The organism is Dietzia papillomatosis NBRC 105045 (assembly GCF_001570845.1).
In the GTDB taxonomy this organism is placed as follows: Bacteria; Actinomycetota; Actinomycetes; order Mycobacteriales; family Mycobacteriaceae; genus Dietzia; species Dietzia cinnamea.
On record NZ_BCSL01000054.1, the window covers coordinates 1 to 14,899 of the forward strand.

The 14,899-nt window shown below is 73.1% G+C and carries 15 protein-coding genes; 13 read left to right on the forward strand and 2 right to left on the reverse strand.

Annotation, left to right across the window (positions count from 1 at the left end):
* Positions 1 to 160 precede the first annotated feature (160 nt).
* Genes purT through DPA01S_RS14350 form a run of 4 tightly spaced genes read left to right on the forward strand, consistent with a single transcriptional unit; the run spans position 161 to position 4,035 of the window.
* Positions 161 to 1,411 carry a formate-dependent phosphoribosylglycinamide formyltransferase gene (purT, locus tag DPA01S_RS14335; RefSeq protein ID WP_061227907.1) on the forward strand — a complete coding sequence of 417 codons (1,251 nt, stop codon included), beginning with the start codon at positions 161 to 163 and terminating at the stop codon, positions 1,409 to 1,411.
* A gap of 41 nt (positions 1,412 to 1,452) precedes the next feature.
* A complete protein-coding gene (locus tag DPA01S_RS16490) occupies positions 1,453 to 2,100 on the forward strand; it encodes a DUF1648 domain-containing protein (RefSeq protein ID WP_232303175.1) in 648 nt (215 codons plus the stop codon).
* A gap of 50 nt (positions 2,101 to 2,150) precedes the next feature.
* The gene (locus DPA01S_RS14345; RefSeq protein WP_153038680.1) at positions 2,151 to 2,579 is read left to right on the forward strand and encodes a hypothetical protein; all 429 of its coding nucleotides are present in this window, start codon (positions 2,151 to 2,153) and stop codon (positions 2,577 to 2,579) included.
* Positions 2,557 to 4,035 (forward strand): alpha/beta hydrolase, encoded by a 1,479-nt coding sequence (locus DPA01S_RS14350; protein WP_061917316.1) that lies wholly within the window; start codon positions 2,557 to 2,559, stop codon positions 4,033 to 4,035. The genes DPA01S_RS14345 and DPA01S_RS14350 overlap by 23 nt, the downstream gene beginning before the upstream one ends.
* On the opposite strand, the gene DPA01S_RS14355 is transcribed toward DPA01S_RS14350, so the two are convergent.
* A complete protein-coding gene (locus DPA01S_RS14355; protein WP_061917319.1) occupies positions 4,019 to 5,536 on the reverse strand; it encodes an FAD-dependent oxidoreductase in 1,518 nt (505 codons plus the stop codon). The genes DPA01S_RS14350 and DPA01S_RS14355 overlap by 17 nt on opposite strands.
* Positions 5,537 to 5,614: 78 nt before the next feature.
* On the opposite strand from DPA01S_RS14355, the gene DPA01S_RS14360 reads away from it, so the two are divergent.
* The 3 genes from DPA01S_RS14360 (at position 5,615) to DPA01S_RS14370 (ending at position 8,465) form a co-directional block, all read left to right on the forward strand.
* On the forward strand, positions 5,615 to 6,031 hold the full coding sequence (locus DPA01S_RS14360; protein WP_061917322.1) for a rhodanese-like domain-containing protein: 417 nt from the start codon (positions 5,615 to 5,617) through the stop codon (positions 6,029 to 6,031).
* A 62-nt stretch (positions 6,032 to 6,093) separates the two neighbouring features.
* Positions 6,094 to 7,311, forward strand: a complete 1,218-nt coding sequence (locus DPA01S_RS14365) for an O-succinylhomoserine sulfhydrylase (protein ID WP_061917325.1) — start codon at positions 6,094 to 6,096, stop codon at positions 7,309 to 7,311.
* 5 nt (positions 7,312 to 7,316) lie between these two features.
* Complete coding sequence (locus DPA01S_RS14370; protein ID WP_232303176.1) at positions 7,317 to 8,465, forward strand: glycosyltransferase family protein; 1,149 nt, start codon at positions 7,317 to 7,319, stop codon at positions 8,463 to 8,465.
* 33 nt (positions 8,466 to 8,498) lie between these two features.
* On the opposite strand, the gene DPA01S_RS14375 is transcribed toward DPA01S_RS14370, so the two are convergent.
* A complete protein-coding gene (locus DPA01S_RS14375) occupies positions 8,499 to 9,128 on the reverse strand; it encodes a hypothetical protein (protein ID WP_061917328.1) in 630 nt (209 codons plus the stop codon).
* A gap of 462 nt (positions 9,129 to 9,590) precedes the next feature.
* Between DPA01S_RS14375 and fgd the strand changes: the two genes are divergently transcribed.
* The 6 genes from fgd to DPA01S_RS14410 all read left to right on the forward strand — a co-directional run.
* On the forward strand, positions 9,591 to 10,610 hold the full coding sequence (gene fgd, locus DPA01S_RS14385; RefSeq protein ID WP_061227916.1) for a glucose-6-phosphate dehydrogenase (coenzyme-F420): 1,020 nt from the start codon (positions 9,591 to 9,593) through the stop codon (positions 10,608 to 10,610).
* Positions 10,607 to 11,245 carry a suppressor of fused domain protein gene (locus DPA01S_RS14390; RefSeq protein ID WP_061227917.1) on the forward strand — a complete coding sequence of 213 codons (639 nt, stop codon included), beginning with the start codon at positions 10,607 to 10,609 and terminating at the stop codon, positions 11,243 to 11,245. The genes fgd and DPA01S_RS14390 overlap by 4 nt, the downstream gene beginning before the upstream one ends.
* Complete coding sequence (locus DPA01S_RS14395) at positions 11,242 to 11,871, forward strand: methylated-DNA--[protein]-cysteine S-methyltransferase (RefSeq protein WP_061917335.1); 630 nt, start codon at positions 11,242 to 11,244, stop codon at positions 11,869 to 11,871. The genes DPA01S_RS14390 and DPA01S_RS14395 overlap by 4 nt, the downstream gene beginning before the upstream one ends.
* Before the next feature lie 110 nt (positions 11,872 to 11,981).
* The gene (gene egtB / locus DPA01S_RS14400) at positions 11,982 to 13,322 is read left to right on the forward strand and encodes an ergothioneine biosynthesis protein EgtB (protein WP_061917338.1); all 1,341 of its coding nucleotides are present in this window, start codon (positions 11,982 to 11,984) and stop codon (positions 13,320 to 13,322) included.
* Positions 13,319 to 14,512, forward strand: coding sequence for an L-histidine N(alpha)-methyltransferase (locus DPA01S_RS14405; protein ID WP_232303177.1), 1,194 nt, complete (start codon positions 13,319 to 13,321; stop codon positions 14,510 to 14,512). The genes egtB and DPA01S_RS14405 overlap by 4 nt, the downstream gene beginning before the upstream one ends.
* Before the next feature lie 13 nt (positions 14,513 to 14,525).
* Positions 14,526 to 14,899, forward strand: a 374-nt coding sequence (locus DPA01S_RS14410; RefSeq protein WP_439950990.1) for a hypothetical protein, incomplete at its 3' end; no start/stop codon positions are given.

Genomic DNA, 14,899 nt, shown 5'->3' on the forward strand with positions numbered 1-14,899 from the left:
GGGGATGACACCGGCGAGCTCCCGCCGCTCGAGCCGGTGGAGTGATCTCGGCTCAGCTCACCGCGTACCAGCCCGGTCCCCGGCGCCACACGGTGCCGGGGCCCGTGCGTTCGTTCGGCCGGGACAGGATCGGCACCGCAGGCCTACTAGCCTGTGTGCCATGACCGCCGCTCACGATCCCCTCGCCCCGCCCGCCGTGGACCGCTTCGGCACGCCGGGCACGCCGACCGCGACCCGCGTGATGCTGCTCGGCTCGGGGGAGTTGGGCAAGGAGGTGACGATCGCGCTGCAGCGGCTGGGTGTGGAGGTCGTCGCGGTCGACCGCTACGACGGCGCACCCGCCCATCAGGTCGCTCACCGGGCCCACACCATCGACATGACCGACGCCGACGAGGTGCGCCGTGTCGTGGAACTCGAGCGGCCCGAGGTGATTCTGCCGGAGATCGAGGCCATCGCCACCGCCGCGCTCGCGCAGATCGAGCAGGACGGGCTGGCCCGGGTCGTGCCCACCGCGCGCGCGGTGCGGCTGACCATGGACCGGGAGGGCATCCGCCGCCTCGCGGCCGAGGAGCTGGGCCTGCCCACGAGCCGCTACGCGTTCGCCTCCTCCCTCGAAGAGCTTCAGGACGCGTGCGAGGCCATCGGGTTCCCGTGCCTGGTCAAGCCCACCATGTCGTCGTCGGGTAAAGGCCAGTCCACCCTGCACGGTCCCGAGGACATCGAGGGTGCGTGGCAGTACGCGCAGTCGGGTGCCCGCGTCGCGGGGGCGCGCGTGATCGTGGAGTCGTTCGTGGACTTCGAGTACGAGATCACCCTGCTCACCGTCCGCAGTGTGGACCCGGAGACGGGCCGGATCCGCACCGACTTCTGCGAGCCGATCGGCCACCGCCAGGAGCGCGGCGACTACGTGGAGTCGTGGCAGCCGCAGGCCATGACCCAGGACGCGTACGATTCCGCACGTTCGGTGGCCGCGCGGATCACCGGCGCGCTCGGCGGCGTCGGGGTGTTCGGCGTGGAGTTGTTCGTCAACGGCGTCGACGTCTACTTCTCCGAGGTCAGCCCCCGCCCCCATGACACCGGCCTGGTGACGCTGCGCAGTCAGGTCCTCAGCGAGTTCGAGATGCACGCGCGCGCCGTGCTCGGCCTGCCGGTGGTCACGACGATGGCCAGCCCGGGCGCGTCGGCGGTCATCTACGGCGGCCCGGGGATCGGCGAGGGCCGTGTGGACGCGGTCGGTTTCGAGGGCGTGGCGCGGGCGCTGGCCGTGCCGGAGGTCGACGTGCGGTTGTTCGGCAAGCCGTCGGCCAGTGAGTTCCGCCGGATGGGTGTGGCGGTGGCGACCGCGGAGGACGTGGACGGCGCCCGCCAGCGGGCGCGCGAGGCCGCGTCGCGCGTGACGGTGGTGAGGTAGGTGCCGTCGGTCACCGCGAGTAGGTGGGAAGGCTCCGCTCGATGACGACGACGAGGTCCGCCGCCGACGACGCACGCGATCTGCCGCCCGAGCCGACGGCTCCGTGGATTCTCGTGCTGGCCGGGGGTGTGGTCCTGCTGTGGCTGGGAGTGCTGGCCTGGCAGGTGGCCGTCCTGCCCGAGCGGGTGCCGACGCACTTCGGCGCCGACGGGCGGGCCGACGGCTGGTCCAGTCGGACCGGGGCGCTCGCGTTCTCCGCGCTGATCCCGCTGCTCGTGGTGCTGCCGATGCCGCTGCTGTCCCGGCTGGCGTTGTGGGCCCCGGGCCAGATCAACGCGCCCAACAAGGAGTGGTGGACGGCCACCGGTCCGAGGCTGCGGCGGTTCGAGCGGTTGATGCGCGAGGACCTGTGGCTGATTACGACGGTCACGCTGCTCCTGCTGGTGGCCGGGCAGGTGGGCATCGTGCTCGCCGCAAGGTCGGGGGGGCGACGCGATGCCGACATGGATCCTCCCGGTCGCGCTGGTGGTCTTCCTCGTGGCGATCGGGGCGGTGATGGCCCGGATGTTCATCGGCGGCCGGTACGCCGCGCAGCCCGATCTCGAGTGAGTGACGCCCCCTGTGGATGGTCGTCGACCCCGTCCACAGGCACCTGGCGGCGAGGGCTTCGTGTCGGTGCCGACCCCTAGCGTGACCTGACGAGCGGCGCGGAGTGCCGGGCCGGAGGGGAGCGGGGTCGATGGCAGGGCAGGACGGGGGAACAGGCGCGGTGGCCGTGGGGGATGCGGCGGCCGCGGCGGTGGTGGCGGGCACGACGGCCGCGGCGGCGCAGGGGCCGCTGGGGACGGCCGTGCTGGCGTTCGATCAGGTGGCGGTGACGGCGGAGGCCACGCGAGTCCGCGAGGCCGGGCGGGAGTTGGCAGAGGGAGCGGTGTCGCTGAGCGCGGCGCTCGAGGAGGCGTCCGCGGTGGCGTCCGCAGCACAGGCGGGTGGCGTCGGACTACTCAGCCGCGGCGCGCTCGCCGAGTGTGCGGCGCTGCTCGCCCGCCGGTCCCGCGACCTCGCGGAGGAGACGGAGCGGTCGGCGGACGGGATGGCGCGGGCGGCGGGCCTGCTGACGGCGGCCGACGAGGAGGTGGCCGGTCGTGTCGCCGGCGCAGGGGGCTGACGGACTGGTCGCGGCGATCGACCTGGCGGCCGCGCGGGCGGCGGAGGTGGGCCGACGGATCGCGGATTCCGCCGAGGACCTGGACTCGGTCGCCCGCAGGCTCGGAGGGCGCGCGACAGACGGGGAGTGGTCGGGCCGGGCGGGGGAACGGGCCCGCGGCGAGGCCGCCGATGCCGCCGTCGAGGCGCTGATGCTCTCCGGGAACTGCCTCTTCGTGGCCGATGTGCTCAGGGTCGAGGGGAGTCGGCTCGCCCGCGCGGTGACCGGGTGGGCCGCCGCAGAGGCGGCCGAGCCCGGAACCGGGGACGCGGTCGCGGTGCAGGATGCCGACCGGGTCCTCGCCATGCGTCTGCGGGAGGCGGCGGACGGGCTCGCCGGCCGGGTTGATCCCGCGACGCGGCCGTGCCTGGACCTCTCGGGATCGACCGACGGCGACCCTCGCGAGGTCGCCCGGTTGTGGCACTCGCTCGGTCCCGCTGACCGAGCGAGGCTGGCGCGCGACCACCCCGGGCTCGGCTCGGCGGCCGGGTTGTCGTCGGCGACGCGCGACGCCCTCAACCGGACCCGGCTACGGCGGTTGCTCGACGCGACCGGGTCCGCGGCGGGGGCCGGCTCCGGTGCTGGTACCGGTGGGCGGCCATCAGACGAGGCGGCGCGGGACCTGGCGGCGCTGGCCGCGTATCTCGAGCAGGACCCCCGGCGGCATCTTCTCGACCTGCACCCCGACGGCCGGGCGGTGGTCGCCAGTGCCGACCCCGATTCCGCCGAGCGGGTGGTGACGCTGGTCCCGGGCACGGGGTCCTCGCTGGCCGACCTCGGGCGCACCGGCGAGCGGGCCGGCGCGGTGTGCGAGGCGGCGGGTGCGGCGGAACGGGCCGGCGCGGGGGACGAGGACGGGGCCGGGGCGTGCGTGGCGGTGTCGTGGCAGGGCTATGACGCGCCGGACGGCATCGTTTCCGCCGGCTCCTCCGCGGGCCCGGCGTGGGCGCACGCGGGCGACCTCCGGACCTACGCGGCCGGGCTGGACGCGGTCGAGCGCCTGGACGGCGACGACGCCCCGCACGCGGCCATCGGTTACAGCTACGGCTCGGTGGTCTTGGGCGCGGCCGCGGCGGACCCCGAGGGGCTCGCGGCCGACCTGATGATCCACGTCGGCAGCCCCGGGGCGGGTGTCGAGTCGCTCGACCGGCAGTGGGTGGACGAGGCCGGCGTCAGCCGTCCGGCGGTCGACGACGACGTGGTGGCGGTGGCCTCACGCTGGGATCCCGTCCCGTGGTGGTCGATCACGGGCGTGCTCGGCGAGCGGCCGGGGACCGACGAGTTCGGCGGCCGTCCCGTGGACGTCACCGAGCCGGGCGCGGGACCGGAGGCGGTGCGCACCGCACACTCGCGCTATCTCGACCCGGGGACGGTGTCGCTGACGGAGATCGGCCGGCTCGTCAGCGGGATCGAGTAGCCCGCGAGGAGCGGGCGATGTCGAGCATCTCCGCCCGTCCCGGCAGCTTGGTGCGCTCGCGGCCGGCCGACTCGCCGAGCTCACGCTCGTGGGCGTCGATCGCCAGCCAGGCGTCGCCGTCGACGACGTCCACGCCTCGGTCGGCGAGCAGGTCGCGCACGACGGACGGATCGGGGTCGGCGGGCTCGGGTAGCGTGCCGGACTCGAGTTCGGTGGTCAGATGACCGACCGTCTCCACGGCGCACGACCGGTTGGTGCCGATGACGCCGGAGGGCCCGCGCTTGACCCACCCCGCCGTGAACAACCCCGGCAGGTGATCCCCGCCCGGCGCGTCGAGCACTCGTCCGCCGTCGTTGGGGATGGTCGCCCGCGAGTGGTCGAACGGCACGCCCTCCAGGGCGGCGGAGCGGTAACCGACCGCTCGGTACACGGCCTCGACCGGCAGATCCTCGAAGCGGCCCGTGCCGCGCACCCGGCCGACGGCCGACCCCGCGGCCGACCCCGTGGCCGCGGCCGCGCCGGACGCCTCGGCCCCGGCCGGCGCGGGATCCGGCTCGGTGATCTCCAGTCGCAACCCGGTGACCCGGCCGTCGTCGCCCACGATCTCGACCGGGGACCGGTGGAAGCGGAACCGCACCACCTTCCCGCCGGCCGCGAGCGCGGCGGCCTCGGCCTCATCCGCCGTCTCGAGCCCGGCCTCGCGCTGCGCCCCGACCCATTTCTCGAGTTGCGCGCACACCTGCCCCACCCGGCGATCGCCGTCGCGGAGGGCGCGCGCCTCGTCGTCGTACTCCAGATCGTCGGGGTCCACCACCACGGTGACGCCCTCCACCTTGGCCATCTCCCGCAGCTCCAGGGGCGTGAACTTGGCGTGCGCCGGGCCACGGCGCCCGATCACCGACACCACGCGCGTCACGTTGGTGCCGAAGCCCTCCCGCACGTGGGCGGGGATGTCCGTCGGCTCGAGCTGCTCCGGACTGCGCACCAACATGCGCGCCACGTCCAGGGCGACGTTCCCCACGCCGACCACGGCCGCCCGCTCGGCGGTGAGCGCCCACTCCGGGTGCGAATCGGGGTGACCGTCGTACCAGGTGACGAACTCGGCGGCCCCGTACGATCCCTCCAGGTCCTCGCCCGGGACGCCCAGCCGACGGTCGGTCAGCGCGCCGGTGGAGAACACGACCGCGTGGTAGAAGCGCCGCACGTCCTCCACCGTCAGGTCGCGGCCGAACTCCACGTTGCCCAGGAACCGGATGCGCGGATCCGCGGCGATCCCCTCGAGCGTCCGCGCGATGCCCTTGATGCGGGGGTGATCCGGGGCCACGCCGTGACGCAGCAACCCGTACGGCACGGGCAGGCGGTCGAGCAGGTCCACCACGATCCCGCGCCCCGACGGATCGCTCGAGTCGCTCCAGTCCAGCAGGGCCTCGCACGCGTACACGCCCGCCGGGCCGGACCCGACGACGGCCACACGGTAGGGGTGATCTGTGAACGGCGTCATATCCGGATCGTCGCACAGAACGGCCACCCGGGTACCTCGACCCCGCCGATCGGGCGTCGGGGGAGCATAATCGACACCATGAGCGACTACGCCGGGGACCTACCGCCCCGCCAGGCCTGGGAACTGCTCGCCTCCGATCCCGACGCCGTGCTGGTGGACGTCCGCACGAGCGCCGAATGGCAGTGGGTCGGCGGCGCCGATCTGTCGGAGCTCGGCAAGCGCACGCTGGGCATCGAGTGGATGACCTCGGCCGGCCAGCCCAACGCCCGGTTCGTGGAACAGCTGGGCGAGGCCGGCGTCGAGCCCGACGCGCCCGTGCTGTTCCTGTGCCGCAGCGGGCACCGGTCGGCGGCCGCGGCCCGGGTCGCCACCGCCGCCGGCTACGGCGTCGCCTACAACGTGGCCGGCGGCTTCGAGGGCGACCCCGACGCCGAGGGGCACCGCGGCACGGTCAACGGTTGGAAGGTCGCGGGCCTGGCCTGGCGCCAGTCCTGACCCGCACCGCCACACACGCACGCACGGCCCGCCCACACACACCAGTACACAGAAAGCAGCGGATGAAGAACAACGAGCTCCCCGAAGGTCTCCACCCCGACACCCTGGGGGTCCGCGCCGGCCAGATGCGCACGGCCTTCGAGGAGACCACCGAGCCGATGTTCCTCAACTCCGGCTACGTGTACGAGTCCGCCGAGGCGGCCGAGGCGTCGTTCAACGGCGAGAAGCAGCGCTTCGTCTACTCCCGCTACGGCAACCCCACCGTCGCGATGTTCCAGGAGCGACTGCGCCAGATCGAGGGCGCCGAGGCGTGCTTCGCCACCAGCTCCGGCATGTCCGCGGTGTTCGTGGCGCTGGCCGCACTGTGCGGCAACGGGTCCCGGCTCGTGGCCTCCCGCGCGCTGTTCGGCTCCTGCTACGTGATCTGCGCGGAGATCCTGCCGCGCTGGGGCGTGGAGACGGTGTTCGTCGACGGCGCCGACCTCGACCAGTGGCGCGAGGCGCTGTCCGAGCCCACCGACGCCGTCTTCTTCGAGACCCCCTCCAACCCCATGCAGGAGCTGGTCGACGTCCGCGCGGTGTGCGAGCTGGCCCACGCGGCCGGCGCGCAGGTCGTGGTGGACAACGTCTTCGCCACCGTCCTGCACCAGAAGCCGCTCGAGCTGGGCGCGGACGTGGTGGTGTACTCCACCACCAAGCACATCGACGGTCAGGGCCGCGTCCTCGGCGGCGCCGTCCTGGGGACCGAGGAGTACATCACCGGTCCGGTGCAGAACCTCATGCGCCACGCCGGGTTCGGTATGAGCGCGTTCAACGCGTGGGTGCTGGTCAAGGGCCTGGAGACCATGTCCCTGCGCGTGGAGCGGATGTCCGCCAACGCGCTCGAGGTGGCGCGGTTCCTCAAGTCCCACCCGGCGGTGGACTGGGTGACGTACCCGATGCTCGAGTCCCATCCCCAGTACGAGCTGGCGCGCGCGCAGATGTCCGGCGGCGGGTCCGTGGTGACCTTCGGGTTGAAGTACGAGCAGGGCGACGACGGCGAGGGCGGCCACGGCAAGAAGGAGTGCTTCGCCCTGCTCAACGCGCTTCAGGTCATCGACATCTCCAACAACCTGGGCGACGCCAAGACGCTCGTGACCCATCCGGCGACGACGACCCACGCGTCCATGGAGCCCGAGGCCCGTGCCGCGGTCGGGATCGGCGACAACGTCATCCGCCTCTCGGTGGGCCTGGAGTATGTCGGAGATCTGATCGAGGACCTGCGCCGCGGTCTAGACTGACGCTTATGAGCGTCCTGGGTGGCGGGTCGCGGACGAGGGTGGCGGTGCTACCCGCCGCACATCCGGCCGTGCGCCGCATCATCGGCCTGGACGGGGCCGAGCACGTGGAGCTCGTGCCCGTGCGGCCCGGCGTCGTCAACGGGCACACCCCGGCCGAGGCGGTGACCCCCGCCGAGCTCGACCCGGAGTCCGACGCCTCCGGCGAGATCCACCGGGACGCCGATCCGCTGCGGGACGTCGACCTGGTGCACGTGCACTTCGGGTACGACTACCTCGAGCCCGAGAGCGTGGACGGGGTGGTGGAGCACCTGGCGCGGGCCGGCGTGCCGATGGTGCTCACCGTCCACGACATCGTCTACCCGTCCCACGAGGACGAACTCCCGCACCGGGATCACACCGGCACACTGGTCGAGGCCGCCGCTGCCGTGGTCACGCTGACCGAGGTGGCGGCGCACGAACTGTGGGTGCGGTGGGGCGTCGAACCGGTGGTCGTGCCGCACCCGCGGCTGCTGGACGAGGACGAGGTCTCCTCCGCCATCCGCGCCGGCAAGCACCTGCGCGGTCCCGGCGATCCGGTGGTGGTGGGGGTGTTGCTGGAGCGGATGGGCGAGAACATCGACGGCCCGGAGCTGCTGGACCAGCTGGCGCCCGTCGCCCACGGGCGGCGGGGCGCGCACCTGCGGATCGTCGTGGAGGCGCAGGCGTGGCGCGACGCGTGCGGCGAGGACCGCGAGGCCGGCGGGCACCATCTGGTGGCGGAGCTGGCGGCCGAGGGCGGCTGGAAGTCGGTGCGGTTGGTGAGGTACGAGTCGTTGGACCTGGCGCCGTTGCTGCCCGAGTTCGCCGCGCTCGACGTGTGCGTGTTGCCGCACCGGTTCGCCACCCATTTCACCTGGTTGGAGTTGTGCCGCGACCTGGGCGTGTCGCCGGTGTTCCCGGCGGTGGGGTGCCTGCGGGAGCAGTGGTTCGACCGTTGCGATCCGGGTGATCATTCCGGGGAGGTCTACGATCCCCGCGATCCGTCCGCGGTGGGGGTGGCGGTCCGGGCGGCGTTGGAGAATCCCCGGGCCGTCCCGCCGCGGGTCGCGGGCGCTGATCCGACGAGCGTCATCGCGGCCTATGCGCGGATCTACGACGAGGCCGCCGGCGGTTGAGTAGCCGACCGGGCGGGCGACCGGGCGGGCGATTCAGTCGGTGGCGTCGCTGCGGGCGATATCCACGGGCCACGCCAGCGTGAGGACCGAGTCGGGCGCCGGGGAGTTGGCGTCCATGCTCAGTTCGAGGCACACGGTCACCGCTGCGCCGGGCGTGGTGCGGGTGGCGCCGGGCAGGATCAGCGGGACGTCGGAGGTGGGGGCGCCGACGGGCACCGGTTCCTCACCGTCCCCGGCGAGGACGTTGTCCGAGTCGAGGCGGAAGGCCGGCGCCGCACATGCGCCTCCGCGGGAGGCGACCGCCCGGATCCGGACGTCGGCGGCGGTGGCCGGGTCGCCGTCCACGAGGACGCCCTCGCCGATCGCCACGTGGGCGTCGTCGCGCGAGTCGACGCTCGTGCGGAGGGTGAGCGGCTGGTAGGCGGAGCGGTCCCGCAGGCCGGCGGTGTCGACTCGGACGGGGAAGTGGCCACCGTAGGAGGAGATGGGCGCGGTCCAGGTGGTGCCGAAGTCGGTGGACGCCTGGACGGACCAGGCGGAACTGCGGAGCTCGGATTCGCGGGCCTGCTCTTGCCGATCCTGGAGGATCAGCGTGGTGCCGAGGGCGCAGGCGGAGGAGGCGGCGAGGGTCACCAGGGCGGTGGCCGCGTGCCTGGTCCGCATGACTCCTCCGAACGTGCGCTCGCCCGGAGGTCGGTTCAGGGGAGGGCACCCTGGCCACGCGATGCGCGGTGACTTCCGGTTCACGAAGAATATTGCTGACGCGGCCGTAGTCGTTACAGCAACCCGCGGCGTGTGGCCGATCTCATCAGATGTTCCGGCGGCCATGTCGCGGCCGGGGCGCTGACGCGTCGGCTACCCGTGCACCTTCCGCGCCGAGGCGACCTCGGAGCGTCGAGGTGGGGACAGGGCGCTACGAGTGTCGCAGGCCACTGGCATACTCGGCGCAGTGGCCCGCGCGACGGAGTGCCGCCGCAACGAACGCCGCAACGAACGCCGCAACGAACGCCGCAACGAACGCCGCAACGAACGCCGCAACGAACGCCACCGCGAACGCCGCTGTGAACGCCCCAGTGAACAACGTCGACGTACACCTGGCCACACGCCTAGACGTAGGAGAAGCCGATGCCCGACACCCCCTCCCTCAAGCTCGGATACAAGGCCTCGGCCGAGCAGTTCGGGCCGCGCGATCTCGTGGAGTTCGCGGTGATGGCGGAGCAGGCGGGCATGGACTCGGCCACGGTCTCCGACCACTTCCAGCCCTGGCGCCACGACGGCGGCCACGCCCCGTTCTCCCTGGCCTGGCTCACGGCCGTAGGGGAGCGAACCAGCACCATCCAGCTGGGCACCTCCGTGCTCACCCCGACGTTCCGCTACAACCCCGCGGTACTGGCCCAGGCGTTCGCCACCATGGCGTGCCTCTATCCGGGGCGCGTCTTCCTCGGCGTGGGCACCGGTGAGGCGCTCAACGAGATCGCCACGGGCCACCGGGGCGAGTGGCCGGAGTTCAAGGAGCGCTTCGCGCGACTGCGGGAGTCCGTCCGCCTCATGCGTGAGCTCTGGACGGGTGAGACCACCAGCTTCTCCGGCGACTTCTACTCCACCAAGGACGCGTTCCTCTATGACGTTCCCGAGGGCGGCGTGCCGGTCTACATCGCCGCGGGTGGCCCGGTCGTGGCCAAGTACGCCGGTCGCGTCGGCGACGGCTTCATCTGCACCTCCGGCAAGGGTATGGAGCTCTACACGGACAAGCTCCTGCCCGCGGTCGAGGAGGGCGCGCGGATCAACGAGCGTGACTCCTCGACGATCGACCGGATGATCGAGATCAAGATCAGCTACGACCCCGACCCGGAGAAAGCCCTGGAGAACTGCCGCTTCTGGGCGCCGCTGAGCCTGACGCCGGAGCAGAAGCACTCGGTGGACTCGCCGCGAGAGATGGAGCGCCTGGCCGACGAGCTGCCGATCGAGCAGGTCGCCAAGCGCTGGATCGTCGCCTCGGACCCGGACGACGCCGTGGAGCAGGTCAAGCAGTACGTCGACGCGGGCCTCAACCACCTGGTCTTCCACGCACCCGGTCACGACCAGAAGCGCTTCCTCGACCTGTTCGAGGCCGACCTCGAACCACGTCTGCGAGCACTGGCATGAGCGACGAGAACACCCTCCCCGGCCCGGACACGGCCGATCTCTCCGGCCTCGAGGGCATCCTCGGCGGCAAGGACAAGGTCCGCGTCCTGCGCTACCCGCACGAGACCGAGCCGGACGAGGAGGGGAAGACCACCGAATGGCACTGCGACATCGTCGTCGTCGACAACGTCCCCGCCGTCGGCTTCTCCACCTACGCCACCATCGGCGCGCGGGAGCTGCCCACCAACGTCACCACGCCCGAAGGGCGTCAGATCCGCAGTGAGTTCGTCACGGTCGGCCGCACGGGGCACCGCGCGATGGCCGACGTCCTGGACGCCTGCGCGCTGGCAGTGGCGACCGGCTCGATCCACGTGGCGCCCGGCGCGGTGATCCCCAACGCGGTCGGCCTGGTCGATCCCGGGCGTCGCTGCGAGCACCTCGTCCTCACGCCGCCGTTCCTGTGGCCGGAACTGCAGGTCGTCGACGAGACCGGCGGCCCCGACGGCGCCGGCCCCCTGCTCACGCGCCTGCAGGCCGTGCCCATCACCACCGCGGAGATGTCCGCGATCGGTCGCGACGGTGCCGACGCCCTGTTCGAGAAGCTCGATACCGCCGACGCCGACGTCACCAACCCGGACCGTCCGAGCGTGGTGTGAGCGTGCGCGCGGCCCGGACGCCCGGCGTCGCCGCGCGGCTGCTCGAGACCGCGGCCGGCCTCATGATCGTCGAGGCCACGGCCGTGGGAGTGTCACGTCTGCAGCAGGTCGACGAGAGCGAACTCCACGCGGTCGACGCATGGTTCGACGTGAAACACGGTGACGGACGGGGAGGGGACGACGACGAGGACCCCGACAGCGGGCCCGGCGGCGCTGGTGGGCATCTGAACCGACTCGCGCGTCAGGTGATGGCCTACCTGGCCGGCGAGCTACGCGGCTTCGACGTCCCGCTCGACTGGGCCGCCGCCGGCGTTCACGACGAGTTCTCGCGCGAGGTCTACCGCGAGATCCAGCGCATCCCGTACGGCGAGACATCCACGTACGGGCAGATCAGCGTGGACGCCGGACGACCACGCAACGCCCGGCGGGTGGGCCGGCTGTGCAGCATCGTGCCGGTGCCGTTCGTCATCCCCGTCCACCGCGTGATCCGCGCCGACGGCGGAATGGGCAACTGCCCGGAGTACCGACTGCGGCTGCTCGAGCACGAGCGGCGCAACGACGCCGCCGCGCGCCGAGACGCCGCCGCCGAACGCGGCGGGACGGCGGCCGGCATCCCGTTCGACTAACGAATCGGTGGGCGGTGCCGGAGGCCGTGGCTAGGGTGGCGGAAACGCCGGGGGCCGACCGGTCCCCGTCCCAGACCGCCTGCCGTCGACCACGAACCACGGGGGATCCCATGACAGTCGGCTCCGTCAGCACCGCTCCTCGCACGGGGAGCATCGTCGAGAGATTCCTCCGGGTCCGCCGGCTCACGGATCTGCTCGCGTCCCGCCTCAGTGCCGAGGACCAGATCCCCCAGTCCATGACCGCCGCCAGCCCCGCGGCGTGGCACCGCGCGCACACCACGTGGTTCTTCGAAGAGTTCGTGCTGGGTCGGGTGCCCGGGTACTCCTCGCCGGAGCCGGTGTTCCGCTTCCTGTTCAACTCCTACTACGAGGCGGTCGGTCCCCGGCAGCCGCGCCCCGAGCGCGGACTCATCACGCGGCCGTCGGTCGCGGAGATCGCCGACTTCCGGGCGCGGGTCGACGAGGCCGTGGTCGCGGCGCTCGAGGCGGGCGACGTCGACGAGCGCGGCCTCGAACTGCTCGAGCTGGGCTGCCACCACGAGCAGCAGCACCAGGAACTGCTGCTCATGGACATCAAGCACCTGTTCTCCCACAACCCGACCGATCCCGTGTACGTCGACAGGCCCGCCGACCCGGCCGTGGCGACGCCGGGGGAGACGGACTGGCTCGCCGTCGTCGAGGGGGTCGCGCAGATCGGCGCGCCCGATCCCGCGGGCGGCGACGGACCCGACGGCCACGCACTCGACGGCCACGCACCGCCCGGGGGGTTCTCCTACGACAACGAGCGGCCCCGCCACCGCGTGTGGATCCCGGGCGGCGAGGTCGCCACTCGCCAGGTCACCGTCGGCGAGTGGAAGCGGTTCATGGCCGACGGCGGTTACTCACGTCCCGAGTTCTGGCTGTCGGACGGGTGGGCGACCGTGCAGGCCGAGGGCTGGGACGCGCCCGGGTACTGGCGGCGCGAAGACGGGACGGGTGACGCGCGCGCCGACGCCGCCAGCGCCGTCGACGGCGAATGGACCACCTTCACGCTCAGCGGGCGGCGGCCGGTCGTCGACGCCGAGCCCGTCCTCCACGTGTCCTTCTACGAGGCCGACGCCTACGCGCGCTGGGCCGGGGCGCGGCTGCCCACCGAGTTCGAGTGGGAGGTCGCCACCACCGGCTGGGAGATCCGCGACGAGCTCGACCCCGACCGGTGCCACCCGCGGACCGTCGCCGACCGCACGATCGGCGGCGTGTGGGAGTGGACCTCGAGCGCCTACCTGCCGTACCCCGGCTTCGTCACCGAGGAGGGCGCGGCCGGCGAGTACAACGGCAAGTTCATGTCCGACCAGCACGTCCTGCGCGGCGGCAGCGCCCTCACGCCCGCCGGCCACACGCGGCACACGTACCGCAACTTCTTCCCCGCCGCGTCGCGGTGGGCGGCCGCCGGCCTGAGGCTCGCGCGGTGACCGGCGCGCGCCGGGATTCCGTACACGTGGCCGCCGCGCGTGGGGAGGCCGATGGCGAGGCCGCCGCGCGTGGGGACGCCGTGGGCGGGGCCGCCGCGCGTGGGGACGTGATCGCGCCTACCGACGTCGCGGGGGCCCCGGGTCCGCCGGCGACGACGACGAGCCCTGCCGATCCCGATACCGCCGCCCTCGAATCGGACCTGCGCGAGGGCTTCTTCTCGGACCCGCCGACCGTGCCGCCGCGGTGGTTCTACGACGAGAAGGGCAGCCTGCTGTTCGACCGGATCACCCGGCTGGCCGAGTACTACCCCACCCGCGCGGAGGCCGAGATCCTGCGGTCGCGGGCCGTGGACATCGTCGGCGACGCGAGCACCATGGTCGAGCTCGGGGCCGGCACCTGTGAGAAGACGCGGGTACTGCTCGACGTGTTCAGTCGCCGCACCACTGCCCCTCCCGCCGGCGCTGCCGCTCCCGCCGGCGCTGCCCCTCCCGCCGGCGCTGCCCCTCCCGCCGGCGCGGCGGCCGAGGCGTCGCCGCTCTTCGTGCCCGTCGACATCTCCACCGAGATGCTCTTCGACTCCGCCCGCGCCCTCGCCGCCGAGTATCCGGGCCTGCGGGTCGAGCCCGTCGTCGCCGACCTCACCGCCCTCGACGGGCCCCTGCCCGGCGAACCTGGCGGCCGGCTCGTGCTGTTCCTCGGCGGGACGGTCGGAAACTTCAGCGAAGCCCAGCGTGCGGACTTCCTCGACATGCTGCGCGGCGTCATGGACCCCGGCGACCGCCTGGGACTGGGCTTCGACCTGGTCAAGGACCCCGCGCGCCTGGTCGCGGCCTACAACGACGCCGACGGTGTCACCGCGGAGTTCAACCTCAACATGCTCGACGTCATCTCCCGCACTGTCGAGGCCCGGGGCCTGGACCGCAGGGATTTTCGGCACGAGGCGGTGTGGAACGCCGAGGAGAGCAGGATCGAGATGTGGCTGCGGGCCATCCGCGACGTGCGCATCGACTTCCCGACGCTGGGGCGCTCCCGGACCCTCGACGTCGGGGCGGGCATCCGCACCGAGATCGCGCGGAAGTTCGAGCCGTACGCCCTCATGGACGAACTCGCGGGGCACGGCTTCCTCCGCGGGCCCGTGTGGACCGACGACGCCGGTGACTTCGGGCTGGCCCTTGTCGTCGTCGACTGACAGGCACCTCAGCATGGCCACGCCGGACGGACCCGACCTCGCCGCGCGCGCCCGCGACCTGCTCGACGACGCGCGCGTCGCCGAGGCGGCCATCGACACGGCCGCGGCGACGCTGTTCCGTCTCGGCGGGGACGTCGCCCGCGCCGGCACGCGGCGCGAGGCCGCCCGCAGCGGCGCCCGCGTCGCCGCCGAGCGGGACAGGGTCAGCGGTCTGCTCGGCGAACTCGCCGTGCTCTCCGCCGCCGCGGATCGGCTCGGTGCCGAACTGGTGGGCTCGGCGAGCGGGGACGCGGTGGCCGGCGGGGCTCCGCGCGGCGGGGCTCCTCGCGGCGAGGTTTCCGGCGGCGGGGCTCCTCGCGGCGAGGTTCTCGACGGCGGGGCTCCGCG